21 protein-coding genes are annotated in these 26,179 nt (G+C 57.1%); 9 read left to right on the plus strand and 12 right to left on the minus strand.

The annotated features are described in order from the left end of the window. Window position 1 precedes the first annotated feature (1 nt). The 6 genes from ACXKZD_RS10010 to ACXKZD_RS10035 all read right to left on the minus strand — a co-directional run bounded on the left by ACXKZD_RS10010 (window position 2) and on the right by ACXKZD_RS10035 (window position 8,124). Window positions 2-859 (minus strand): MurR/RpiR family transcriptional regulator, encoded by an 858-nt coding sequence (locus ACXKZD_RS10010; RefSeq protein WP_010244943.1) that lies wholly within the window; start codon window positions 857-859, stop codon window positions 2-4. After that, on the minus strand, window positions 859-1,830 hold the full coding sequence (locus ACXKZD_RS10015) for an ABC transporter permease (RefSeq protein ID WP_010244946.1): 972 nt from the start codon (window positions 1,828-1,830) through the stop codon (window positions 859-861). The genes ACXKZD_RS10010 and ACXKZD_RS10015 overlap by 1 nt, the downstream gene beginning before the upstream one ends. Before the next feature lie 32 nt (window positions 1,831-1,862). Then, window positions 1,863-3,365 (minus strand): sugar ABC transporter ATP-binding protein, encoded by a 1,503-nt coding sequence (locus tag ACXKZD_RS10020; RefSeq protein WP_031592323.1) that lies wholly within the window; start codon window positions 3,363-3,365, stop codon window positions 1,863-1,865. Window positions 3,366-3,381: 16 nt separating this feature from the next. Continuing rightward, entirely contained in the window at window positions 3,382-4,422 is a 1,041-nt protein-coding gene (locus ACXKZD_RS10025) for a sugar ABC transporter substrate-binding protein (protein ID WP_010244953.1), read from the minus strand. Window positions 4,423-4,477: 55 nt separating this feature from the next. After that, window positions 4,478-5,458 carry a TIM barrel protein gene (locus tag ACXKZD_RS10030; protein WP_022625661.1) on the minus strand — a complete coding sequence of 327 codons (981 nt, stop codon included), beginning with the start codon at window positions 5,456-5,458 and terminating at the stop codon, window positions 4,478-4,480. 308 nt (window positions 5,459-5,766) lie between these two features. Continuing rightward, the gene (locus tag ACXKZD_RS10035) at window positions 5,767-8,124 is read right to left on the minus strand and encodes a membrane-bound PQQ-dependent dehydrogenase, glucose/quinate/shikimate family (protein WP_488981575.1); all 2,358 of its coding nucleotides are present in this window, start codon (window positions 8,122-8,124) and stop codon (window positions 5,767-5,769) included. A gap of 668 nt (window positions 8,125-8,792) precedes the next feature. Here ACXKZD_RS10035 and ACXKZD_RS10040 point away from each other — a divergent pair. Further along, the gene (locus tag ACXKZD_RS10040) at window positions 8,793-9,806 is read left to right on the plus strand and encodes a GT-D fold domain-containing glycosyltransferase (RefSeq protein WP_488981576.1); all 1,014 of its coding nucleotides are present in this window, start codon (window positions 8,793-8,795) and stop codon (window positions 9,804-9,806) included. Window positions 9,807-9,997: 191 nt separating this feature from the next. Beyond that, window positions 9,998-11,320, plus strand: coding sequence for an MFS transporter (locus ACXKZD_RS10045; RefSeq protein WP_010670137.1), 1,323 nt, complete (start codon window positions 9,998-10,000; stop codon window positions 11,318-11,320). Window positions 11,321-11,412: 92 nt separating this feature from the next. Here ACXKZD_RS10045 and ACXKZD_RS10050 read toward each other — a convergent pair whose 3' ends face one another. Next, window positions 11,413-12,843, minus strand: a complete 1,431-nt coding sequence (locus ACXKZD_RS10050) for a purine-cytosine permease family protein (protein ID WP_033787885.1) — start codon at window positions 12,841-12,843, stop codon at window positions 11,413-11,415. 354 nt (window positions 12,844-13,197) lie between these two features. Further along, a complete protein-coding gene (locus ACXKZD_RS10055; RefSeq protein ID WP_010244971.1) occupies window positions 13,198-13,653 on the minus strand; it encodes a winged helix-turn-helix transcriptional regulator in 456 nt (151 codons plus the stop codon). A gap of 129 nt (window positions 13,654-13,782) precedes the next feature. Here ACXKZD_RS10055 and ACXKZD_RS10060 point away from each other — a divergent pair, with 129 nt between their 5' ends. Together ACXKZD_RS10060 and ACXKZD_RS10065 are read left to right on the plus strand one after the other, a co-directional pair. Continuing rightward, window positions 13,783-14,994 (plus strand): MFS transporter, encoded by a 1,212-nt coding sequence (locus tag ACXKZD_RS10060; RefSeq protein WP_256849276.1) that lies wholly within the window; start codon window positions 13,783-13,785, stop codon window positions 14,992-14,994. After that, a complete protein-coding gene (locus ACXKZD_RS10065) occupies window positions 14,991-15,875 on the plus strand; it encodes an EamA family transporter (protein WP_089414192.1) in 885 nt (294 codons plus the stop codon). The genes ACXKZD_RS10060 and ACXKZD_RS10065 overlap by 4 nt, the downstream gene beginning before the upstream one ends. Before the next feature lie 13 nt (window positions 15,876-15,888). Here the strand turns inward: ACXKZD_RS10065 and ACXKZD_RS10070 are convergent, their stop codons facing one another. From ACXKZD_RS10070 to ACXKZD_RS10085, 4 genes are all read right to left on the minus strand, one after another. Continuing rightward, window positions 15,889-16,521: a DapH/DapD/GlmU-related protein gene (locus ACXKZD_RS10070; protein ID WP_010244979.1), complete on the minus strand. Its 633-nt coding sequence runs from the start codon at window positions 16,519-16,521 to the stop codon at window positions 15,889-15,891. 626 nt (window positions 16,522-17,147) lie between these two features. Further along, the gene (locus ACXKZD_RS10075; protein WP_010670132.1) at window positions 17,148-18,449 is read right to left on the minus strand and encodes a PQQ-dependent sugar dehydrogenase; all 1,302 of its coding nucleotides are present in this window, start codon (window positions 18,447-18,449) and stop codon (window positions 17,148-17,150) included. Window positions 18,450-18,461: 12 nt separating this feature from the next. Next, entirely contained in the window at window positions 18,462-18,869 is a 408-nt protein-coding gene (locus ACXKZD_RS10080; protein WP_010244987.1) for a DUF2231 domain-containing protein, read from the minus strand. Between the two features lie 165 nt (window positions 18,870-19,034). Then, window positions 19,035-20,150: an ABC transporter substrate-binding protein gene (locus ACXKZD_RS10085; RefSeq protein WP_010670131.1), complete on the minus strand. Its 1,116-nt coding sequence runs from the start codon at window positions 20,148-20,150 to the stop codon at window positions 19,035-19,037. 346 nt (window positions 20,151-20,496) lie between these two features. Here ACXKZD_RS10085 and ACXKZD_RS10090 point away from each other — a divergent pair, with 346 nt between their 5' ends. The 5 genes from ACXKZD_RS10090 to ACXKZD_RS10110 all read left to right on the plus strand — a co-directional run bounded on the left by ACXKZD_RS10090 (window position 20,497) and on the right by ACXKZD_RS10110 (window position 26,174). Beyond that, window positions 20,497-21,651 carry a mandelate racemase family protein gene (locus ACXKZD_RS10090; RefSeq protein ID WP_010244993.1) on the plus strand — a complete coding sequence of 385 codons (1,155 nt, stop codon included), beginning with the start codon at window positions 20,497-20,499 and terminating at the stop codon, window positions 21,649-21,651. Between the two features lie 123 nt (window positions 21,652-21,774). Beyond that, window positions 21,775-23,406 (plus strand): ABC transporter substrate-binding protein, encoded by a 1,632-nt coding sequence (locus ACXKZD_RS10095; protein ID WP_488981577.1) that lies wholly within the window; start codon window positions 21,775-21,777, stop codon window positions 23,404-23,406. Then, a complete protein-coding gene (locus tag ACXKZD_RS10100; RefSeq protein ID WP_488981578.1) occupies window positions 23,403-24,434 on the plus strand; it encodes an ABC transporter permease in 1,032 nt (343 codons plus the stop codon). Before ACXKZD_RS10095 ends, ACXKZD_RS10100 begins: the two co-directional genes overlap by 4 nt. Beyond that, the gene (locus tag ACXKZD_RS10105; RefSeq protein WP_060680193.1) at window positions 24,431-25,336 is read left to right on the plus strand and encodes an ABC transporter permease; all 906 of its coding nucleotides are present in this window, start codon (window positions 24,431-24,433) and stop codon (window positions 25,334-25,336) included. Before ACXKZD_RS10100 ends, ACXKZD_RS10105 begins: the two co-directional genes overlap by 4 nt. Then, entirely contained in the window at window positions 25,308-26,174 is an 867-nt protein-coding gene (locus ACXKZD_RS10110) for an ABC transporter ATP-binding protein (protein ID WP_010245006.1), read from the plus strand. Before ACXKZD_RS10105 ends, ACXKZD_RS10110 begins: the two co-directional genes overlap by 29 nt. The last annotated feature ends 5 nt before the right edge of the window (window positions 26,175-26,179 follow it).

Below are 26,179 nucleotides of genomic sequence, written 5' to 3' on the forward strand. Positions count from 1 at the left end.
GCTAGAATTCCCGCAGATCCTGAACCGCATGCTGGGTTTTCATCAGGTTCTTCTCCGCCCGCTTCAGATCTTTCTTGGCGATAGCGACAAACAGCGCATCCAGAATATTGAGCTGGGCGATGCGTGACGCGGCGTTTTCACCCAGCAGATGCGATCCCTGAGAGGTTGAATTGAGGACCACATGCGCACTCTTCGCGATCGGGGATTCGGCATAGTTGGTAATGGCGATAACTTTCGCGCCATTCCTCCCCGCCAGTCTGACCGGATCGTTCACCGCGCGCGTAGCACCCGAATGGCTGATGGCGATAACCACATCGTCATCAGATAACACGGCGGCTGACATCAGCATGATGTGGGCGTCGTCATAGGCAGTCGACTTAATGCCAATCTTCAGCATCTTGTGTGACAGGTCCCGCGCCACGGCGGCAGAACCGCCCACGGCGTAGAGATCGATATGACGCGCTTTAAAGATAATGTCCGCCGCACGATTGAATTCAGAAACATCCAGAATCGATAAAGTCTCTTCAATCGCCTGGATAGAGGTTCTGAAAACTTTGGCCAGCAACTGCTCCGACGAATCATCCGGCTCAATTTCCGCATGCAGCCCTGCCACTTCAGACTGGTTGTAATAGATCAGGCCACTTCTGAAATGCCTGAAGCCGGTGAAGTTAAGTTTTTTGGTAATCTTAACGATCATCGCTTCAGAGACATTATTCTCCCGCGCAATCTCCTTTAATGAGGATTGCTCGGTAATGTCGGTTCGGGCAATTATCGCCTCAGCTACCCGACGTTCTAACGGCGTCAGCTGGGGCAAACGCATACGAATCTGAGCGCCAATGGCTCGCGGATCTTGCTTCATTACTTGCCTCGGGTCGCCCGGTCAATCAACATCGCTATGATAATAATAAGGCCGGTAGCGAGCAATTGGTAAAAGGCCTGAATGTTCAGTAAGGTCAAGCCATTACGTAACGCACCGAGGATAACCACGCCGATCAGCGTTCCGAAGATACTGCCCTTGCCGCCCATTAACGACGCACCGCCAATGGCCGCCGCCGCAATCGCATCCAGTTCCCACAGGTTGCCGATGGTCGGTTCGGCAGCCCCCAGACGACCAATCAGAATCAGCGAGGCCAGTGAGGCAAGCAGGCCGGAGAAGATATAGACCGTGACCTTGGTGCGCTTAACCGGCACACCTGCGACCCGCGCCGCCTCTTCATTGCCGCCAATCGCCAGAATATATTCCCCCAGCGGGGTCTTATTCATCACCGTCCACAGCAGCAGCGCAATCACTGCCACAATCACAATCGGCGTCGGGATACCGAAAAGCGTACTGTTGATCAGGCTGCGAAATTCCAGCGGAATACCGAAGATGGGATTGCCGCCGGTGTAGATCAGCGCTATCGCCCGGAACAGCGACAGGCCGCCCAGCGTCACAATAAACGGCTGCAGCCCGGCATAGGCGATCAGTGTGCCGCTGAACAGCCCGCACATCGCGCCCACACCCAGCGTCGCGAGGATCGCCAGCGGCACCGGCACGCCCGATGCCATCAGGGTTGCACCCAGCACCGCAGAGAGCGCCGCCGTGGGGCCGACCGAGAGGTCAATCCCGCCGGAGATAATCACCAGCGTCATGCCCAGTGCAATCAGGGCGTTGATTGAGGACTGCTGCAGAATATTCAGCAGATTAGGCAGCGTGAAAAAGACCGGCGACAGAAACGAAAATGTCACCACGATAATCAGTAAGCCAATTAAGGTACCGGCATCACGCAGATTAAATTTAAGCCGCAGCGCAGGTCGGGTACCCGGCCCGGTAGATGTCTGAGTTGTCATAGTTATAACCTTAAATAGTGTCAGGTAAGCGGTCAGGCGGTCTGGTCGATATCTTTGATGGCATAACGGGCAATGTTCTCTTCGGTGATCGCGCTGCCGGTTAACTCTTTGGTTATCCGGCCCTCGCGCATCACCAACACCCGATCGGAGATGCGCATGATCTCGGTCATTTCTGACGACACCACCACAATGGCTTTGCCCGCCTGGGCCAGTTTTTCAATCAGGTGATAGATTTCAGACTTGGCACCAATATCGATACCGCGCGTCGGCTCATCAAACAGAAACACATTGGCATCCGCCGCAACCCAGCGGCCGATGATCACTTTTTGCTGATTGCCGCCACTCAGCGTGCCGATGGTTTTCTCAATGTCGAGCGGGCGCAGTTTCAGGTCGCCCATGACCTTCAGCGCCTCGCGGTCCAGCCTGGCCTGGTTCATCAGCCCCGCCGACGTGAAACGGTGCATCGACGGCAGCGCCATATTCATCTTCACCGCCCGCTCTTTGATAATGCCCTCTTTTTTGCGGTCTTCTGGTACCAGGCCAATGCCCGCCTTGATCGCCGCACGCACGTTGTGGTTCTTCACCGCGGCACCGTTGACGCTCACCGTGCCACGGGTGCGCCTGTCGATACCGGCAATCAGCTTCAGCAGTTCGGTGCGCCCCGCGCCGACCAGCCCGGCAATCCCCAGCACTTCGCCCGCACGAACGCTGAAGTTTGCCGCCACCACCTCATTGCCACGCGTCAGATCTTCTACCCGCAGCACTTCGCGATCGGTGACAAAGGCCTGATGGTCAAGCTTGTCGATCTTCCGTCCGACCATTTTGGCGACGATGCTCTCCTCATCCTCATCACTGATGTTGACCACCCCAACCTGCTTTCCGTCACGCATAATGGTGGCGCGGTCGCACACCCGGAAAATCTCATTCATCTTGTGCGAGACATAGATCAGCGAGACGCCGGTCGACTTCAGATCGCCAATCAGCTCTGCCAGCCGGTCAAATTCGCGTGGCGTCAGGCTGGAGGTCGGTTCATCCATGGCAATGATTTTGGCGTCATCCAGCAGCGCCCGGGCAATCTCAACGATCTGCTGCTGCGATACCTTGAGGTTCCTGATCGGCGTATCGGGATCGATAGTGGGATCCAGCGTCTTCAGAATCAGGGTGGCCCGCGCCAGCTGGGCCTTTTTATCCACCCACCAGCCCCCGGCGCGGGTCAGCGGGCGACCCAGAAACATGTTCTGCGCCACGGAAAGCTCAGGCACATGCTGTAACTCCTGGTGGATCATCGCGATCCCGGCCTGACGGGCGCTGAGCGGACTGCGGATCTGCACCCGGTTTCCATTGACGCTGATCTCTCCACTGTCCGCGCCGCGAACGCCGGAGAGGATATTCAGCAGCGTCGACTTACCCGCGCCATTTTCCCCAATCAGCGCGTGCACCTCGCCGGGCCGCACTGAGAAATCGACATCCTGCAGCGCGGCGGCGTTACCGTAACTTTTGCTGATGCCACGCATCATTAAGCGAAACTGTTCCATACCCGCTCCCGCTGACTTATTGTTGAGCCAGCAGCTGACGCAACCGGTTGTTGTCTTTGGTTGAGAACGCCTCAACATTCTCTTTGGTGATCAGCGCCTGGGGTGTCGAGACAACGCGCGACAGTTTCTGTCCGTTGATCAGCCGGATAATGACGTCCATCGCCACTTCACCGGTCAGCACCGGGAAACTGTCGACCGTGCCGGTCAGCTCGCCGCGCTTAATCGAGGCGTAGGCATCGGAAATACCGTCAGTGCCAAAGATGGCCACCTGTGATGCTTTGTTCTGCGCGCGTACCGCCTCCACCACGCCCAGCGCCATGGTGTCGTTGTTGGCGTAGAAGCCGATTAAATCAGGATGCTGCTGCAGAATGGTCGATGCGGCGTTAAAGGCCTGCTCGCGACTCCAGTTAGCGGGCACGCTGGCCACGATGGTGAACTTACCGGCGCTGTCCAGCGTCTCTTTAAAGCCACGGGTGCGCTGTCCGGCGGCATAAACCCCTGGCTGCCCTTCAATCACCGCCACGTTGCCGCCCTGCGGATGGTGCTGAATAAACCATTTCGCCACCCGCACGCCATTGTCCTTCTGGACGTTGCCGACGTAGTAGCGCGCATTCGGCATCACCGCATCATTAACGTTCACCACCGGGATATTTTTACTGTTGGCACTCTCCAGTGCAGGCTCCAGGTTGATATCGGTCTGCGGCGAAACCAGCAGGCCGTTAAAGCCCTGCGAGATCAGGGTTTCCGCAATGGAGAGCTGACCAAGCTGATCGTCTTCATTGGCCGCCGCCTGATAAGCGACAGTGAAACCATACTTTTTCGCCGCGTTCTGGTAGCCCTGGCCGAGTGAGCGCCAGTACTCATTGGTCAGGGTTTTCGATACCCCGCCAATCTTCAGCGACTTATCGACTTTTGGCAGTGCGCCATATTTGGTGTCGAGCTGGGTCCAGTCGGTGCGATCCGGTTCAGTATCGGATTGCAGCGGTGCCAGTTCCGCCGCATAAACCGTGCTGCAGAGCAGTGAGGAGGCGATAAGAGCAAGCAGGCGTTTTTTCATATTTTATTCTCAGGGTGTTGGGTAGAAGTGTGATGTTTTTATGATTAATCGGCTGTCAGCGCGCCAGCATGATGTCATTGACGATCTGCTGAGAGGCCACCGCATCCTGGCGCCCGATGGCCGCCAGTAACGCCGCGTTGTCGTGCAGCTGGTCACACAGCCTCAGCAGACGGGTCACGGTCGCAATATTGCTTTCTGCCTCACGGATCGGGTCAAGACCGCTGGCATCCGGGAAGGTATCGAAGTAGTAGGCACCGCGGTAGCCATCACGCTGCATCTGCCAGAGAAACTCCAGCGTGGCGCGAGGGTTGACTGAGCCGACCATCAGGCCGTCATCACGCTTGCCCCAGCCGTCGTTAAGGTCCAGCCCCAGCAGCCGTGAGCGGCGCGCCACCATAGCGGCGGCGTAAGCCGGGATCTCATTGGCAAACAGTACATGAGCAAAATCCAGTGTGATCCCCAGGTTGGCGCAGCCCGCCTCTTCCACGGCCAGCAGACAGGTGGTGGCGTTGGGAAAGATGCTGTAGGCACGTGGCTCATTGGGTTTATATTCGATGCTGACGTCAACGTCCGGTGCATACTCCGCCACTTCACGCACGGCGCTGACCGCATCCTCCCAGATCTTCTTATAGTCCGCCTGGAAGCAGTAATCGAAACCGTCCTGCCCCATCCACAGCGTCATCAGCCGTGAACCAAATTCCCGACCCGCGTCAATGCCGCGCTTGGTCAGCTCAATCGCTTCGCGACGCACTTTCGCGTCGGGATGGGTAAACGCGCCGATTTTGAACTGCGGCGCGTCCCAGCGCATCTGCATACCGTTAACGGCCAGACCCGCATCACTGATCGCCTGGCGCAGTGTGGGAATATCGCTGGTGAGATGTTGCGGAAAGTTGAGGTCGAGATGCGTTAAGCCTTTGACCTTGCCTGCACGGGCAACCATCTGCAGCACAGAGGGCTTGCCCTGCTGATCGGGCCAGTAGAGGTGCGCCCCCGAGGCGAAAGAGTTAAGACGGGTAGCAAATTTCAGTTCCGACATGAGCATCAATCCTTCAGAGTGCGTATTGTGAAGTACTTTTCGTATTCACGATTAATTGTGAAGTCATATATTAATCTACGCCTCGCGGCTTAATGCGCAAGTCTGTCAGGCAGGAGAAATCGTTAAAGCGGGAGCGCTGTCACGAAATGGTTTCGATGCGTTATCAGATGATGTGAATGCGGAGATGAAAGAATTGAGATGAAATACAACAGGTTGTCGCGCGAAGCCGGGTGTGAGTTCTGACAGGCAGAAGCATAAAAAAAAGCTGAGCGCCAGGGCGGCGCTCAGCGGGTCGGTTTTTTAAAAAATCACTTCAGACGGAAAGCGACAACGCTGTCGCCCGCCGTGGTACCGAGCGAGCCGTGGCCGCCCGCGGCAATCACCACATACTGCTTGCCATCTTTGCCCATAAAGGTGGATGGCGTGGCCTGCGCTCCGGCACTCAGTTCAGTCTGCCACAGCAGTTCGCCGGTGGTGCTGTCGTAAGCACGGAAGAAGTTATCTGCCGTTGCGCCATGGAACACCAGATCACCCGCCGTCAGCAGCGGTCCGCCGTGCGCCACCATGCCCATCGGGAAACCGAGCGGGAAGCGGCCAGGCAGGAAGCTGGTCTTGAGGTTTTTGGTGGTGCCGACGCGGCGCAGCCATTCGGTTTTGCCGGTGGTCAGATCCACACCGACCATCCGTCCCCACGGTGGCGCGATGCAGGGAATACCCAGACCCGACGCCATCTGCTGGATGTGGATAGCGTAGTCACCGTGGAAGTTTTCATTCCAGTACGGCGTACCATCTTTGGTGAAGGTACGCTGGGTTTCGGTTTCCGGCGTGCGTCTGATGAGGTTGTATTTGTAAGCCAGGCGTACCGGTGCCGCAATCAGCATCTGACGCTGTGGATCAACCGCTACTGAACCCCAGTTAAACACGCCGATGTTGCCCGGGAAAATCAGCGAGCCTTTCTCCGTTGGTGGCGTCCACGGATTACCGTCATAGCGCAGCTCACGGAACGTGGTGCGGCAGGCCATCTGGTCAAACGGCGTAATGCCCCACATTGACTTCTCAGTCAGCGGCTGCGGAATGAAGTTCAGGCTGGAGACCGGCTGGGTCGCCGCATACTGCTCGCCTTTAATACCATCCATGGAGACCTTAACCTGCTCTACCGGATAAACCGGTTCGCCGGTCAGGCGGTTCAGCACAAACAGGTTGCCGGTTTTGGTCGGCAGGATCACCGCCGGTTGCGGCTTGCCCTGATAGTTGATGTCCACCAGCGACGGCTGTGACGGATTATCGCGATCCCAGAGGTCGTGGTTCGAACTCTGATAACGCCATTTGAACGCACCGGTTTTCAGATCCAGTGCCACCAGCGCATCACGGAATTTTTCAGTGTTGCTGGCGGGATCGCGTTCAAGTCCCACTTCATCCGGCGAGGCGTTACCAAACGGCACATAGACCAGGCCGTTTTTCAGATCGGCGCTGAGGGTGGCCCAGGCGACCGGGGTATCCTGCGGATAGGTTGCCCCTTCAGCGACCGGTGCGGTGTTATCCGGGTTAGCCGGATCGAAGTTCCACACCAGACGACCGCTGACGGCATCATAGGCACGGATCACACCTGATGGGTTACTGCTGTTGAAGCCGTTATCCATCACCGAACCGCCGACAATCACCAGGTTGCCTGCCACCAGTGGCGCGGCAGTCTGCATCAGCGCGTGCGGACGCACCTCGCCCATGTTGGCGCGCAGATTCACCACACCGTTGTCACCAAAGTCAGCACAGGCTTTACCGGTATCGGCATCCAGCGCCAGCAGGCGGGCATCGGTGGTGGCATTGAAGATACGCTTGCGGCAGATGGCCGGCGATGCGCCCGTCTGCTGCTGCGCCTGCTGACCGGCATCGAAGTAACTCACGCCACGACAGGTCTGGTGCTGCTGCAGATAAGAGCGGTTTTTATCCGGCGTCGTTTTCCACTTCACCGCACCGGTTTCCGGGTCAAGAGCATGGACTTCGTTGTGCGGCGTACAGAAGTAGAGCATGCCGTTGGCTTTCAGCGGTGTCGCTTCAAAGGTGTATTCGGTCGCATCATCACCCTGACGCAGGTCGCCGGTGTGATAGGTCCAGGCCACTTCAAGATCTTTCACGTTATCTTTAGTGATCTGCTTCAGCGCCGAAAAGCGCTGGCCATCTGTGGTTCCGCCATAGGCGCTCCACTCTTCAGCGGCACCGCCGGTCGCAGAGGCGTTGCGCGGCGTATTAATGGCGCCCTGCTGCGGCAGCGGATCGTAGAAGCAGAGACCGATGACCAGCAGCACCATCAGGACGACGGAACCCCCGAGGAAAGGATGGAAACGACGCTGCCCCTGATAGAGCGGACGCACCACCCACGGCAGCGCCAGCCAGAGACCCAGCACGCCAAACAGGTCGCCGCGCGGGATCCACTGCCATTTGTCGAAGCCCACTTCCCAGATAGTCCAGAACAGAGTGATCCACATCAGCAGCGCATAAAGCGTCAGCGCACTGCGTTTGTTCATCAACAGCAGAATCGCGCTGAGCAGAACGCCCACGCCCATCAGCGCATAGAACGCGCTGCCTCCTGCAAGCAGGAGTTGTCCTCCCATGTAAATCAGGGCGATAGCAAATATCACCATGATTATACTGGTTATTTTATTGATCATGATCCATCCTCGGGTCATTAGCGGCAATTGAAAGGTTAAGCTGGAAACATAAATTCAACGAGATTTTAACTTACGCACGAAATATGTAAAAACGTGTATAAGCGTTAATCATTAGAAATATTTATTATAAATGTCACCTGTTAATGCGGTCAGGCCGCTTTTTTTACTTTCTGAAGGGCTGATTACGGGATATCCATCACAAAAAATTAACCATAGGCTGCTAACGACCGCACCTTTTGTTCAAAGGCGATTAATTAACAGACAAGCCGCCCTTCTGTAACGCCAGCTAAAGTGTGCCCGACGAAAGTTTTTCAGAGTCAAATAATCATAATGGTTTATTAACTCTGCTCTGAAATAACTCTTATTGCTGAAATCGGAAATGTTACTGCCCTGCTGTTATTATTGGCGGCTTCATCAACGCTGGTGCGGTGTCGCTGCTGTTCAAATGATTTAATTGTGCCAGCCTGAACGCGTTTTTTATTATTTTCCTGAAAAATAACACTCAGGAAATAGATTAATGAACAAAGGGATTTTGCCGATGAAAACGATTTCAGATATTCCGTAGCATGACGCTTATTTTATCTGTGATATATATCAGCTCTCTTATATTCGTTTATCCGGCCAGCAGGCGGGATTTTTCTGGCAGCAATAAACCAGGCAGGTTAACTATGACCGCACTTCATGCTATTTATCGCAAGTTTCGTTTCCCTTTTAAGTTTCTTAATGCTGCCATTCGCTATCCTGCCGCGCAGGCACGGGTAAAGCGTTATTCCGTCATGTCGATAGAAGAGACTGTCGATCTGTTATTACGTAACCCACAATTATCTCTGGCCCGTTATGGCGACGGTGAACTGGAAATGACCTGGTATAAAAATATCGGTTTTCAGCCATTTGACCCGAATCTCTCTGCACGGCTCAAAGCCTTGCTGCAGCAGGATTCAGGAGCCAACCCGAACTGTCTGATCTGTCTGCCGGATGCCTTTCGTACCACCCGTAATATGCGGGGCGGGTCGGCCCTGTTCTGGTTCTTCCATAAATCATTTTATTTTAAATATTATGAGGGTCTGCTGAATAAACAGTACCAGTATGGAAATACCTCGGTGACCCGTCCCTATCACGATTATAAAGGCAAGCAATTATCCCGGACGATATTTGATAAGTTTAAACAGCTCTATCAGGGCCGCCGGGTATTAATTGTGGAAGGCAGTGGAACGCGCCTGGGATTAGGCAATGATTTACTGGTGGGAGCCAGCGAAGTGAAACGTATTACGACGCTGAACCGTAATGCCTTTTCCGTCTATGATCGTCTGTTTGATACCGTTTTAAAGAATGCCGTCAACTTTGACCTGGTCTTGATTTCATTAGGGCCGACCGCAACCGTGCTGGCATATGATTTAAGTCAACACGGTATCCGCTGTATTGATAGCGGCCACGTCGATATTGAATATGAGTGGATGCTGGCCAGTGCCACCAGCAAAATAAAAGTGGACGGAAAAAACGTCAATGAGGCGGGCGTACTGCTGAGTGAACAGACTACGGTGGCAGATGCGACTTATCAGCAGCAGATTTTACAACACGTTGGCGAAATACCCCAGGTCGGGACGGCTGATACAGAAGCAGTCACGGAAGCCGTGGTTATCCCGCTGCCACACGTCAGCCCCAACCATCATAACGCCGCCTGAGCCTCACCACCGACAGGCAGCGGCTGCACCGCATTGAAGCGCAGGCGAATTATTAGCGGGATCAGTTAACCCCCTTCGGAGCGGGCTCAGGGGCCCGAATTCTGTGCTTGTCCGCGGTTTGCCGGATAAATACCCTTTCCGGCATCAATTTTGCTTCTGCTCTCCTGAGACATTTAATCAGGAGAAGTGAGATGACAACCAGCCGTTACCGTTACACCATATTTTCACTGCTGTTCCTGATCGCCCTGATCAACTATATCGATCGCGGCGCCCTGTCGTTTGCGGCTAACGCCATTGCGGCGGAGTATCACTTCAGCAAAGTCCAGCTCGGAGCCGTGCTGGGCTACTTTGGCTTTGGCTATCTGTTTGGTTCGCTGTGTGGCGGCTTTCTTGCCGACCGTATCGGCACGAAAAAAGTCTGGCTGCTGGCAGGCGTACTCTGGTCGCTGCTGGAGATCGCCACCGCCTGGGCGGGGGAACTGGGCATGGCGCTGTTTGGCGGATCCGCCATTATGGGCTTTGCTGCCCTTCGCATCATGTTTGGTTTTTCCGAAGGCCCGGCCTATGCGCTGATGAACAAGGCGATTGCTCACTGGGCACCCGATAATGAGCGCGGCTTTGCACTGGGCATCGGCCTGCTCTCGACCCAGGTTGGCGCGCTGCTGACCGCCCCGATTGCGGTGGGCCTGCTGCTGCTGACCCATGACTGGCGCATGATGTTTATCCTGCTCGGTGTTTTCTCCCTGCTGGCGATGGCGCTGTTTGCCCGCACCTTCAGCGACAGCCCGGAGAAAAGTCCACATACCAATGCCGCAGAACGTCAGCTTATCCAGACCGGTCAGCGCCGCAGCGCGGGCGACAGCGTACCACTGCCCTGGTGGCGCTTCTTTACCAGCCGCACCCTGGTCTGCAACGCGCTGGGCTACTTCTCATTCCTCTACATCACCTTTACCCTGGTGACCTGGATGCCGAAATATCTGCAGGATAATTTCCATTACGACCTGCACTCACTGTGGTACGTCGCGATGATCCCGTGGAGCGGCGCCTGTATTACGGTGCTGCTGGGCGGTCGCATTGCCGATGCCCTGCTGGCTCGCTTCCGTAATCTGCGTCTGGCGCGCAATCTGTTTGCCGCCGTCACGCTGTGCGGCACCGCCTGCTGCTTTATGGCGATCCCCTATGTGCAGTCGGCTGCCGGGATTATTGCACTGATGACCCTGGGCAATGCGCTGAATGCACTGGTAAACAATGTCTACTGGTCGGTGGTGATTGATGTCACCCCTAAAGCGTCGGTGGGTACCTATAGTGGCATGACGCTGGCGATAGCCAATCTGGCAGCGATTATCTCTCCGATGCTCTGCGGCTGGCTGGCGGAATATTACGGCTATAACGCGATGTTTACCGTCACCGCACTGATCGCCTTTGGCAGTATGCTGGCAATGACACTACTGCAACCGGAGAAGCCGCTGGTGGCCGAGGCGCAGACCGGCGCAGCGGACGTTTCTGCCGCCTGATCTTAAAAGAGGATTTCCTGACACGCGGGTGATCACACACCCGCGAAGAGTGACACTCCCTGAAAGGCAGCCGCTCAGGCGGCCTGACCTTGTTATTGGGCGGGATAAATTGACTGTTCGGGGATGCCCCGACGATCCCAGCGGCTGGCGATCAGCCATAACAGTGCCGTCGCAAACCAGCCGATGATCCACGAGACATCATTACCGGCAAAAATCCAGGTCAGCGATCCATGGTGCAGCGGATTATCGATAAACGGCAGTTGCACCAGCACGCCCAGAAAATAGACGGTAATACCGGCCAGGTTCCAGCGTCCATAGCGCCCGTCCGGCTGCGACAGTGCCGGGACATCAACCCTGCCCCTGGTGATCAGATAGAAATCGGTCAGGCTGATCGCGCTCCACGGCACAAAGAAAGCCAGCAGAAACAGCAGGAAGTGGGTGAAGGATTTCAGAAAGGCCGGTTCACTGAGCAGAGCAATGACGCAGGCCAGCGTAACCATAAGCACCACAAACAGAATGCGCCCGCCCCGACTCAGCGTGGTTTGCTGACGGAAACCAGAGACAATGGTGGTCAGTGACATAAAACTGCCGTAGGCGTTCAGCGTGGTAAACGTGATTTTTCCAAAGCAAATGGCGAAATAAATCACCATGGCCATGGTCGCCGTGCTACCCATGCTCACGATGTAACCGACCTCATTGCCTGCAAACGCACTTCCGGCAATGGCAGCGACAATCACCCCCAGCGTCATTGAAGCCTGCGTGCCAAGTACGGTGCCAAAAAAGACTGAGCTGAAGAGTTTCTTCGCGGAGACATCAGCTGGCAGATAGCGTGAATAGTCAGAGACATAAGGACAGAAGGCAATTTGCCAGGATGAAGACAGGGAGACCGCCAGCAGGAAATTTGCCGGGGTAAAGTGCTGATTCTGCCACACGGCTGATAAGTCATGCGCAGAGAACAGCGTGATAAACAGATAAGCAAAGGCTAAAACGCCAATGACGCTCGCCAGCTTGCCCAGTTGATGAATCACGCGATAGCCCAGCACCGCAATGATCACGATGAGGATGCTGAACAGGATCATCCCGGTTGAATGACTGACATGGATAAGTTTAGCCAGCGCCTGCCCGGCTAATACTGTCCCGCTGGCTGAAAATCCCACATACATAATGCACACCAGCACCAGAGGAATAACTGCACCAAACACGCCAAACTGCATACGGCTGGTGATCATCTGCGGTAAACCCAGGCGCGGACCCTGGATCGCATGCAAAGACATGATCGCTGCACCCAGAATCTGCCCCACCAGTAAGCCGATAAGAGACCACACGACGTCTCCACCCAGCACCACGGCCAGCGCACCCGTGACAATAGCCGTGATTTGCAGATTGCCACCAAACCAGAGCGTGAACTGGTTAAAGGGATGACCATGACGTTCACCCAACGGGATGTAATCAATGGAGCGGGTTTCTGACAGGCCCTGTTTCTCTGAGCCTGAATAATCTGATACAGATGATTTGACCGACATAGATTCCTCGCTGGAACAGTGAGAGACGTGTTTGACTGAAAGCGTGATTTGCTCAATCTATGGTTGAGAGTACATGTCTATACAAGCAGCGATATTGTCATGCGCATCGGGAAGTTACAAGGCAACCGATCATTGGAAAATGTGATGATATCGACAGGCCTGTCATGATGCGGGGCAGGAAAAGATGAGGGAGCGCGCGGACCTGTTTCCGGGGATAACGCCATAATGGAGGCGTAAAACGGGAGTGAGGCATTTTGTTCGATCACCGCTACAGGCGACAGCGATGATCGGGTAACGCGTGCGATGTCAGGCCTGTCAGTTTCAGAGTGTGCGGAAGAGGAAAAACCCTGACGGTTACCCTTCAGCAACCACCCGCTGACGATGACAGTCGGCCGGTTCCAGTTTTTGCCCCTGTGAAGAGATAACCTCCAGGCGCGGCAGCGGCTTTCCTTCCGCATTATCCAGCAGCACGGAGTGGGTTTCGCCCTTCTCAAACAGGTAACGCTCGCCCCACTGGCGCATCGCGACCACAACCGGAAACAGCGAACGGCCTCTTTCGGTCAGGACATATTCGCTGTAGGCGCTGCCGTCGGAGGCCGGCGCAACCTCAAACACCCCTATCTCCACCAGCTGCTTCAGGCGTGACGCCAGGATATTTTTCGCCAGCCCCAAATTCCGCTGGAAGTCACTGAATCTGCGGACGTCATCAAAGGCTTCACGCACGATCATCATGCACCAGCGCTCACCTATCGACTCCAGGGTTCTGGCGACCGGACACTCGCTGGTTCTCAGGGATTCCTGCTTAGCCATGCTCTTCTCTCACGCTGCCTGTCTCATGATGCCAGTTTAGCCACTCCGAAAAGAAGTTGCAAAAAAAAACCAGCCCGGTTAAAGATATCGCCAATCCAGTTTCAAATAAAAACCAGAAAGGAAAGCAACATGACCTGTACGATTGGCAAGGCGCGTGATCCTGAAGCCGATTCGCCCCCAGCCGCGATCCCGGTGCTCTCGTCCCGGATGATCTTTTTGTTCTCACTCACCTCTGCGCTGGCGGTCGCCAATGTTTACTCGGCACAGCCTCTTCTGGAGTCGATCGCCGCCAGCCTGCAGGTTTCCCCTGGTACCATTGGCACAGTGGTAACGGCCACGCAGAGCGGCTACGCTCTGGGGCTGATCTTTCTGGTGCCGCTGGGCGACTGCGTGAACCGCAAAAAACTGGTGATCATCCAGTTGCTGCTTTCCGTGCTGGCGTTAATCACTGCTGCGGTTGCGCCAGACCTGATGACGCTGCTCTGCGCAATGCTGCTGGTGGGATTAATGGCGGTGGTCACGCAGCTAATGGTGGCGTGGGCCGCCATGCTGGCATCGCCAGAACAGCGCGGACAGGTGGTGGGCAGCGTGACCAGCGGCATCGTGATCGGCATCCTGCTGGCGCGGTTTGTTTCCGGAATGATTGCTGACCTGGCGGGCTGGCGGGCGGTCTATCTGACGGCTGCCTGCCTGTTACTCCTGATCTCGCTCATCCTGGCGAAAGTGCTGCCCGCCACAGCAGGTCAGACGCGGCGCACATCTTATCCTCACCTCTTACTGTCCGTTTTCCGTCTCTTCCTCACGGAACCGCAGCTGCGCAGACGCGGGATCCTGGCGCTGCTGATTTTTGCGGCCTTCAGTATGCTCTGGTCTTCGATGGTACTGCCACTTACCGGCCTGTCACTGTCACACACCCAGATCGGGATGTTCGGCCTGGCCGGACTTGCCGGTGCGCTGGCGGCCTCCAGAGCAGGTACATGGGCTGACCTGGGCCTGGGGCAGCGTGCCACTGGCTTAGCCCTGGCGTTGCTGACCTTCTCCTGGCTGCCGATAGCCGCGCTTCACACCTCGTTACTGTTGCTGATTTTCGGGGTGATCCTGCTCGATTTCGCCGTCCAGACGGTACATGTGATTAATCAGAGCCTGATCGTGGCCGCCCGACCCGAGGCGGCAAGTCGTCTGGTGGGTGCCTATATGTGCTTTTACTCGCTGGGCAGTGCGCTGGGGGCCATCGCCGCCACTCAGCTTTATACACACTGGGGATGGCAGGCTGTCTGCTATGCCGGTGCAGCGGTCAGTGCCTCTGCCTTTCTCTGCTGGTCCGGAGTTCGTCACTCATGAAATTAACGCATCTGCTGCTCGCCGTCATGATCACCGCCATCTGGGGGGTTAACTTTTCCGTTATCAAGCTCGGCCTGCAGGCGGTCGACCCGTTTATCCTGGCAGCTATCCGCTTTACGCTCTGCGCCCTGCCAGCGCTGTTCTTTATTAAAAAACCGGACGTGCCGTGGCGCTACCTGATCAGCTATGGCCTGGTCTTCGGGATTGGCCTGTGGGGTCTGGTAAATCTGGGAATTAAAACCGGACTGTCGGCGGGCATCGCCTCGCTGCTGCTGCAGTTCAGCGCCTTCTTCACGCTGCTGCTCGGTGGCTGGGTATTTAAAGAGCGTCTTAACCGCTATCAGATCGCCGGGTGTGCGCTGGCCTGCGCCGGTCTGCTGAGCATTTTTTTCATTACCGATGGCTCAGTGACGTTTTCCGGCATGCTGCTGGTGCTGGCAGGCGCGGTCGCATGGAGTATTGCGAATATCATCAATAAAAAAGCGGGCACCCGGCAGGTTTTTGCTTTTCTGGTCTGGTCGAGCGCCTTTGCACCCATTCCACTCTTCCTGCTGGACGGGCTGGTCAATGGCGGCGCGGGCTATCACGCACTCTTCACCCAACTGGATGTGAAGGCGGTGTTGTCGATACTGTTTCAGGTCTATCCCAATACCCTGCTGGGCTACTGGGTGTGGAACTGGCTGCTGAAACACTATCCGGTTTCTACGGTCGCGCCACTGTCGCTGCTGGTACCGGTGTTCGGCATCCTGGGTTCAGTGGCGATATTTGGCGAAACGGTTTCACCTCAGAAAATCGCCGCGCTGCTGCTGATCGTCGCCGGACTGGCTGTCGGGCTCTATGGCCAGCGGGTTGTGCGCTATTTCGGCGTACAAAACGGCTGACGGCGCCGTGGGGTTATGCACCGTGCCGCTGGCAGAACGCTTCGATGTCACCGTGCTGAAAATCGGGCAGATTCGCCAGCAGTTTCTCCAGCGGCCAGTTCCACCAGGCAATGCGCTGGAGACGTGCGGCGATAGCCGGTGTAAAGCGCACCCGCAGTGGCCTGGCCGGAACACCGCCCACTACGCTGTAGGGCGCGACGTTTTTCGTCACGACTGCACCCGCAGCCAGCACCGCACCATCACCAATGGTGACGCCAGGCAGCACAATTACGCCGTGACCTATCCACACATCGTGACCGATTATCACCCGATCGGCGCGACGGGCGGAAAAGAAACCCTGATCGCGTCGGGCGTCGGGGTGGTAATACTCCGGGCAGTAGGTAAAGCGATGCTGGGAGGCGCGGTCCATAGGATGATTCGGCGCGCCAATGCGCACCTGATTAGCAATGGCGCAGAAGCGCCCCACCTGGGTATCGGCCAGGCAGCAGTGTTCGCCGACATAGGAGAAGTCACCCAGCTCGCTATACTCCAGCGTGCTGTGCGCCAGGATCTCACACTGCTGACCCACAGTGGTTTCGCGCATCTTCACACTCTCATCAATCCAGGTGTGCGCTAATCGGGCGGGCATAACGGCGGCAATGGACATAAAACTCCCGGTCTGGATAAGCAGCGCCCCGGCGGCGAGCTTTGCCGCACCACCTTACCCGCCTCCGATGACAGAGAATTGACAAAGAAAAAAGGCGGAGTGGTTAGCTCCGCCTTGTTTCAAGTTCCGGTTAACCTGCGTGACCGGTCAGTTGCATAAGGGCAACGATGATCTGCAAGATGACCCGGATAAGATCCAGAATCAGCTTAGTCAGTTCCATCACTTTCCTTCTCCTTTTACAGGAGCGCGCTGTTCGGCAACCAGGGCTTTGACTCTACCCGCCGGGCGCCTAAGCACATCTTTGTGGAGAGAGCTGAGCGGCACTCATGGTTAAAGCCACAGGCCAGCACCACCTGATGCCTGCCGGGATTTTAAAACCGTGCCCCTGGGAGCGGCCAGTCGACAATGAGGCGATGCTCAACACTCAACACCTGTATAAACATACAGCATTTTGGCGAAACTTGAAATCCTTAGCCGCACATTTTACAATCTTGTTTGTGGAGAGTGCTGAGCACCTCGTTCGCAGCGCGGTTACCAGCCGGGTAGCGAACAAAAAATAAAGGATTTGGCGAAATGCCAAATCCTTTTTTTATGCCTGCTTTCTGCTTAAAAAAACAGCGCAATGCTTACTTCGCGGCGCTGATTCGCCACACGGTATTACCCGCATCGTCAGCAATCAGGACACCGCCCTGTTTGTCGCTGGCCAGACCGACCGGTAATCCACGCACCTGCTTTTCGTCGTCCGTCAGGAAGCCCGAGACCACCGTCTGCGGCTGACCCACCGGCTTGCCGTTTTCAAATTTCACCCACACCACTTTGTAGCCATTCAGCGGCGTACGGTTCCAGCTGCCATGCTCACTGATAAACGCACCGCCCTGGTATTGCGGCATGTTATCTGCGCCGTAGAACAGCAGCCCCAGCGGAGCGACATGCGAACTCAGGGCATAATCAGGCTTAATCGCTTTCTCAACCAGATCGGGACGCTGCGGTTCGGCACGGGTATCCACATGCTGACCAAAGTAGCTGTAGGGCCAGCCATAGAAGCCTTTGTCCTGCACTGAGGTCATGTAGTCAGGCACCAGATCGGAGCCGATTTCATCACGTTCATTGACGATGGCCCACAGTTTTCCGCTCTGCGGTTCCCACTGTAAGCCGGTCGGATTGCGCAATCCGCTGGCGTAGATCCGGCTGGCACCGCTGGCCGCGTCCACTTCCAGCACTGCGGCGCGGCGATACTCTGCGCCAATGCCGTTCTCGGTGACGTTACTGTTGGAGCCGACACCCACATAGAGCTTGCTGCCATCGGGGCTGGCCAACAGCGCTTTAGTCCAGTGGTGGTTAATCGGCCCGCCCGGCAGTTCCGTCACCTCTTCAGGCGCGGTGCGGATCTCCGTCTCCCCTTCGCGATAGGGGAACTTCACCAGGCTGTCAGCATTCGCGACGTAAAGGGTATTGCCAATCAGCTGCATACCAAACGGCGAGTGCAGATTCTCAATAAAGCGGTGCTGCTCCCATTTGCCATTGACGTTGCGCAGCAGCGTAATCCGGTTGCCGCCAGCGCCGCCCTTACCTGACGCTTTCTGCACAATGCCCATAATCAGCTGTTTAGGCCGGGTGGTGGGTTTGGCCGGGCCGTTGGATTCCGCCACCAGCACATCGTTATTCGGCAGCACATAAACCTGACGCGGATGCTGCAGATTGTCAGCGATCTTTTCGATTTTCAGCCCGTCAGCCACTTTTGGCATTTCGCCCGCTTTCCATGGCGTGCCTTCCGGCACCTGCATCGGCGGCATAAAGAAGTTCTGTGCCTGCGGCAGTTCAGGATTCGGTCCGATCTGCTTCTGCGGATCGACCAGCGCACCATCATCACAGCCTGCCAGCAGTGCTGTCAGGGTAAGCGCGAGCAACGTTTTATGCGGTATCTTCATGGTGGCTCCTCCTTAAGCGCTACGCTGACGTAACGCAAGTTGCACATTCGCCAGCAGCAGCAGCGCTACCACCAGCGTCGAAAGCGTCACGCCCAGCGGGATGACAGCGGCGGCATCACGGCTGTGAATAAACGCATTGACGATAGCGATCACAATCGCCACCAGCCAGAGCCAGAAATGACTCTTTTCCGCACTGTCACTGCCGCGGAACAGATAAACCAGCGCGATGAGTCGCGGCACAATCGCCAGTATCAGTCCCAGCGCAATCAGCCAGCCTGCGGCATCCGTCCAGAACAACACAAAGGTCTGGCTATAGAGAATATCGAACAGCCAGGCCGCGACAAAAAAGCCCAGCGGCACCGGCTCCAGCAGAGCGTACAGCGTCACGGCAAAGGCCGATCTTCCCAGGGTATTGCGCATGTTTCTCTCCATTTTTAACGTGAATGCGGACCGCGTCAGACGTCGCGCTGCTCAGAGCAACTGACTCCGCGCCTGTAAAAGATTAGTAAATCTGAAGAGAAACAGAGGGTTTATTCAGGAGGAATTGCAAATCAGGCGGATGACGTCCCTGTCATCGCCGGTCTGTCAGGGTTTATCAGCGGGTAAAGTGACCCAGTATCCTGGCTGATAAGGCAGCGGCAGGAACTTCTCGTGGAACGTGCGGAAGGTGGCGTCCGGATCCAGATCGGCAAACAGATCGGGATGCAGCCATTTCGCCAGCGCCTGGATAGCCACAAACTGGTAAGGGCTGTCGTAGAACTGATGCCAGATGGCGTGGACATTGCCGTTGTGCGCCACCGGCAGGGTTTTAAAAGCATCGCGCATCATCAGCCCCTTAAGACGCGCGGTAGCCTCGGTGACATTGGCACCCGGACCGACGCCGACCCATTTGCCCACGGTATTGTAATTCTTCCAGTTAGCGCCGGTCACTACCACCACATCCGGCTGGCTGGCGATAATCTGTTCCGGGTTAACGGTGCCGAAGGTGCCAGGGATGAGATCTTTAGCGATGTTACGACCGCCCGCGATCTCGACCATCTGACCAAAGTTTTCATTGCCAAACGACATGCAGCACTCGTCGCTGTAGCCGCCTGCACGGTCAATCATCACTTTCGGGCGGTAGCCGGTAAAGTTCTTCAGACGCGAGGTGACAAGGTCAATCTGCTGCTGGCGGAAGGTGATAATTTCCTGGGCACGCGCCGGTTTGTTCACCAGTTCGCCCATGATGCGGATACTTTTCTCCGCATTCACCATCGGCGCTTCGCGGAAATCGATAAACACCACCGGCACGCCTACTGCCTGCAGTTTTTCAATCAGCTTGCCTTCATCGGTGGCGGCTTTGGATTCCAGATTCATCAGCACCAGATCGGGCTTCAGGGTTAACGCCTGCTCGACGTTGAAAGTGCCATCTTTCGCCCCGCCAAAGGTCGGTAATTTTTTAATTTCCGGATAGCGTTTTTCGTAAGCCTGATAACCGTCCCAGTCCGCTTTCGGGAAGTCGTCACGCCAGCCAATCACCCGTTTAAATGGGGCATCAGTATCAAATGCCGCCAGCAGATACATCTGACGGCCCTCACCCAGAATGATGCGTTTTGCCTCCTGCGGCACCTCGACCTGACGGCCTGCGACATCAGTAATCAATTTGGCCGAAGCCGTCCCTGCCAGCGTGAGCAGCCCCAGCGCTAAAAACCATTTTTTCATTGTAAAAACCCGCACAAATGATAATGAGAATTATTAATGTAAAGCGGCGTTACTATCACCTAAAACAGGGGTCAGGGGAAGTCATCCGGTTAAATGTTTTTTGCTGCAGGGTTAACTGGCGGAGTTGCGCTCAAAGTGATCCCTTGAGAGGAAAAAGCGCAGCGTGTCGCTGCTCACAAAACGGTCAGCTTTCGTGAATATGTTCACAACACCCTGGGCAGTTGCACACATATTAGCCATTAATCGTATCGTTTTGGCTAATGCGTTAATGAATTGTGAAGGCTAGATTGAAAATGAAACAGCGTTTTAATAATTCAACAGGACAGACTGCCACAGGAGCTTAACCGTGAAGATCAGCGCCATTGATGTCACCCTTTTTACCTATCCCACCCAGCGTTGCGCCGACAGCGCCGGGCACTCCCACCCTGGCCCGGAAAATGATGCGCAGATGGCGCTACTGACCCTGACCAGCGAGGAAGGCGACTGTGGTTACGCCTTTGCGCCGCCGGAAGTGGTGCGATCCCATGTAGTTAATGCCTTTTTCCGCAAAGTGCTGATCGGTCAGAACGCCTTTGACCGGGAGCGTCTTTGGCAGGATCTGGTGCACTGGCAGCGCGGCAGCGCCCATCAGCTCACCGAGCGGGCGCTCTCCGCTGTGGAGCAGGCATTGTGGGATCTGATTGGACGGAAGCTGAAACAGCCTGTCCACAAACTGCTGGGCGGCTATCGCGAGAAGATCCCGGCTTACGGCAGCACCATGTGTGGTGACGAGCTGAGCGGTGGATTATCAACGCCGGATGAGTATGCGCAGTTCGCGGAAAAGCTGGTGGCGCGCGGGTATCAGGCGATCAAGTTGCACACCTGGATGCCGCCGGTCTCCTTCGCCCCCAGCCCGGCGATGGATATCAAAGCCTGCGCGGCGGTGCGTGAAGCGGTGGGCCCCGATATCGCGCTGATGCTGGATGGCTACCACTGGTACAGCCGCAGTGACGCGCTGACCATCGGCAAGGCGCTGGAAAAGCTTAATTTCGCCTGGTTCGAGGAGCCGATGGAGGAAGAGAGCATGGCCTCTTACGCCTGGCTGGCCGAAAACCTCTCTATCGACGTGCTTGGTCCGGAGAGCCTGGGCGGTAAACATCACAGCCGCGCCGACTGGGTGCGTGCCGGAGCCTGCGACATTCTGCGAGCCGGTGCCAACGGCGTAGGCGGCATCTCGCCCACCCTGAAAGTGGCGAATCTGGCTGAAGCCTTTGGCATGGATTGCGAAGTGCACGGCAACGGTGCGGCCAGCCTGGCGGTGGTCGGGGCGATCCGTAACTGCCGCTGGTATGAGCGCGGCCTGCTGCATCCCTTCCTGGATTATGAAACCCCGCCCGCCTACCTCAACAGCCTGATCGACCCGATGGACGATCAGGGATTTGTCACCCTGCCCACCCGCAGCGGGCTGGGTGAGGATATTAACTTCAGCTGGATTGAGACGCACACGCTGAACCGCTGGTAAATCGCACTACCGAAGTACGGCAAACAATAATAACCCCGTCGCCCGCCTGCTGCCTGCCATCCCGGTGGCCAGCAGCAGGCAGAGTCGTAAACGGGAAAACCTCTGACCTGCTGGACTTTACCTATGACCCTGACACAACGATGTGGCGCGTGGCTGATCACGCTGCTGGTGCTGACGGGCAGCGCGTCAATCCAGGCAAAGACCCCGGATGACCAGCTGATCGTCGGCATGAATATGAATAACCTGCTCACCCTGGATCCGGCCGCTATGACCGGCAACGAAGTGGTCGGCATTGTCGTAAATCTCTATGACGGACTGGTCGAGCTGAACCCGCATCAACTCACCGAGGTGCGCCCGGCGCTGGCGGAACGCTGGTCAGTCAGCCCGGATAACCGCACCCTGACTTTTCACCTGCGCGACAACGTCAGGTTTCACTCCGGCAATCCGCTGACCAGCGCCGATGCGGTCTGGTCGATGCGGCGGGTGCTGCATCTGAACCTGGCGCAGGCGTCGGTGTGGAAATCGTACGGCTTCAGCCGCGACAACGTTGACCAGATGATTACCGCACCCGACGACCGCACGCTGGTGATCACCCTGCCCAGACCTAACGATCCGCAACTGGTGATCTACTCGCTGGCGGCGCTGGGCAGCATGGTGGTGCTGGACAGCAAAACCGTGCAGCAGCATGAGGTGGATGGCGACTGGGGCAACCGCTGGCTCACCACCCATGAAGCGGGCTCCGGCCCGTTCCGGCTGGATGTATGGCAGGCAAAAGATGTGCTGCGCATGAGTCGTGCGACCGATTACTGGCGCGGCGAGGCGAAGATGTCGCGGGTGGTGTTCCGCCATCTGCAGGAGTCGCAGACCCTGCGGCTGATGATGGAGAAAGGCGATCTGGATATCGCCAGCAACATGGCGATCCCCGACGTGCGCGCCCTGCGGCACGACCCCGACCTCACCATTGATGCGGTAAGAAAAGGAACGATCTACTACCTGGCGATGAGCATGAAAGATCCGCACTTCGACAATATCAAAGTGCGGGAGGCGGTACGCTACCTGGTCGATTATCAGGGCATCAATAAAAGCCTGATGACCGGCTATGGCGAGCTGCATCAGCGCCCGATTCAGGCTGGCATGCCCGCCACGCTGCCCGATCCCGGTTACCGGCTCGATGTGCCGCGCGCCCGCGCACTGCTGGCTGAAGCGGGTTATCCGGACGGCTTCGACACCACGCTGCGGGTGCTGGCCGATCAGCCATTTCTGAACATCGCCATCGCCGTGCAGTCGACGCTGCTCCAGGGCGGAATCCGCGCAAAAATCATCACCGGCACCGGTAACCAGATTTATGGCGCGATGCGCGATCGCCAGTTCAGTCTGCTGGTCGGGCGCGGCGGCAGCGGCGTAGAGCCGCATCCCCACTCCAGCCTGCGCGCGCTGGTCTATAACCCGAATAATGCTGACAGCGCCCGGCTGACCAACTTCCAGGGCTGGCGCACCGGTTTCTACGACGCGCAGCTCAACAGCATGATCGATCAGGCGCTGGTGGAGCGCGACAAAACCCGCCAGCAGCAGGCCTATTACGCCATCCAGCAGCGCTATGACCAGCTGGTGCCTGCACTGATGCCGATTTCACAAATGCTCGACTCCGTGGTGGTCAGCAACCGGGTGCAGGCTTATCAGCCGCATCCCTCAGCGACCACCTTCCTCCGCGATGTCTGGAAAACCCCTGAAGCCAAAGCGGGAGGCACCCTATGATCCTGACCCTGACCCGAACTCAGTGCCGCCGCATCAGCCATCGCGCGGTGCAGGTAGTGATTACCCTGTTCGGCCTGTTGCTACTGACCTTTTTTATTGGCCGGGTAATGCCGCTGGATCCGGTGCTGGCGATTGTCGGCCCCGACGCCGATCAGGCCACCTATCAGCAGGTTTATCACCAGCTCGGCTTTGATAAACCGCTGTGGGTGCAGTTTGGCATCTACCTTAACGCGCTGCTGCATGGCGATCTCGGCCATGCGCTGCTCACCGGTCAGCCGGTGGTGCATGACATTGTGCGCGTCTTTCCGGCAACCGTAGAGCTGGCCACGCTGGCGATTGTGATTGGCGCAGGACTGGGCGTGCCGATGGGTGTGCTGGCGGCGGCGCGTCGCAACAGCGTCATCGACTATGTGGTGCGGATGCTCAGCCTGGCCGGTTACTCCACCCCAATCTTCTGGGTCGGCATGATTGGCCTGCTGCTGTTCTATGCCCATCTCGGCTGGGTCGGCGGCGCAGGTCGGGTGGACTTCAGCCTGGATGGCATCGTGCCACGTCGCACCGGCTTTATGCTGATTGACGCCCTGCTGGCGGGCAACAGCCAGGTGTTCTGGAATGCGCTGAATCATCTGGTGCTGCCCGCCTCGCTGCTCGGCTTTCACTCCATGGCCTATATCAGCCGCATGACGCGCAGCTTTATGCTCGCGCAGCTGTCGCAGGAGTTCATTCTGACCGCGCGGGTCAAAGGCCTGACTGAATGGCAGGTGATCTGGCAGCACGCCTTCCGCAATATCCTGGTGCAGCTGCTGACCGTGGTGGCGCTGGCCTATGGCTCGCTGCTGGAGGGCGCGGTGCTGATTGAAACCGTCTTCTCCTGGCCCGGCTTTGGCTCCTACCTCACCGGCAGCCTGATGCTGGGCGATATGAATGCGGTGATGGGCTGTGTGCTGGTGGTGGGCCTGATTTTTGTGTTGCTTAACCTGATCTCCGACCTGCTCTATCAGGTGTTCGATCCGAGGACCAAAGTATGACGATCTCTTTTGACGCTGCGTCTGTGAGTCATTCCCGTGAGCGGCTGGTGCGCTGTCAGCGTTTTGCTGCCCGCTGCGGCTATTTCCTCTGGCGCATGGCCTGTAATCCCCTGACCGCGATTGGTGGTGGCATTGTGCTGGTGCTCTGCATCGTGGCGCTGTTCGCGCCCTGGATCGCGCCGTATCACCCGCTGGTTCAGGATCTTAACAATGCGCTGACGCCCCCCGGCGCGGCCCACTGGTTCGGCACCGACGAGTTTGGCCGGGATATCTTCAGTCGTCTGGTGTGGGGCGCACGCATCACGCTCTACATCGTGCTGCTGGTATCGATCACCGTCGGGCCGCTGGGCCTGCTGCTGGGCGTCACCGCCGGTTATTTTGGCGGCAAAGTCGACGGCGTGCTGATGCGCGTCACCGATATCTTTATCTCCTTCCCGAGCCTGGTACTGGCACTGGCCTTTGTTGCCGCGCTGGGGCCGGGTCTGGAGCATGTGGTGATCGCGATTACGCTCACTGCCTGGCCACCCATAGCCCGTCTGGCCCGCGCTGAAACGCTGTCGCTGCGTCAGGCGGACTTTATCTCGGCGGTGCGCTTACAGGGCGCGTCGCCGCTGCGGGTGCTCTGGAAGCACATTATTCCGCTCTGCCTGCCGTCGGTGATTATCCGCATCACCATGAACATGGCGGGCATTATTCTCACCGCCGCCGGGCTGGGGTTTCTCGGGCTGGGCGCGCAGCCGCCGGATCCGGAATGGGGCGCGATGATCGCCAGTGGCCGCACCTACATGCTGGAGTGCTGGTGGGTGGTGACCGTTCCCGGTCTGGCGATCCTGATTAATAGCCTGGCATTTAACTTCTTAGGAGATGGCCTACGTGACCTGCTCGATCCCCGCAGTGAGTAACGCCTCGCCGTTGCTCGACGTGCGCGATTTGCACGTGAACTTTGTTAACGGACGCCAGATAACCCCGGCGGTGCGTGGCGTCTCCTTTCAGCTCGGTCAGGAGAAGCTGGCGATTGTCGGTGAGTCCGGCTCCGGTAAATCGACCGTGGGTCGCGCCCTGCTGCAGCTGCATCCGGCTAAGGCGCGCATTGAGGCGAGCCGGATGCAGTTTGGCGATATCGACCTGCTGCACGCCAGCCCGGCAGAGATGCGCGCCATTCGTGGCAAACGCATCTCGATGATTATGCAGGACCCGAAATATTCACTGAATCCAGTGATCCGGGTGGGCGAACAGATTGCCGAAGCCTGGCGCAGTCACCATCGCGGCCAGAAATCGGCGGCACGTCAGCGGGCGCTGGCGATGCTGGAGGAGGTGCAGATCCGCGATCCTGAACGGGTATATCAGCTCTATCCCCATGAGATTTCCGGCGGCCAGGGGCAGCGCGTCATGATCGCCATGATGCTGATCACCGAGCCGGAACTGGTGATTGCCGATGAGCCCACCTCTGCGCTGGATGTCTCGGTTCGCCTGCAGGTGCTGGCGCTGCTGGATGATCTGGTGAAAGCGCGCGGTCTGGGACTGATTTTTATCAGTCACGATATCAATCTGGTGCGCAGCTTCTGCGATCGGGTGCTGGTGATGTATGCCGGACGCGTGGTGGAGTCGCTGGCCGCCAGCGAACTTGACCGCGCGCAACATCCCTACACCCAGGGACTGCTGGCAGCACTGCCCGACCTTGATCGGCGGCGCACCCGTCTGCCGGTGTTACAACGTCACGCCAGCTGGCTAACTGACTAAGGAGT

The organism is Pantoea sp. ABR1s (assembly GCF_057812235.1).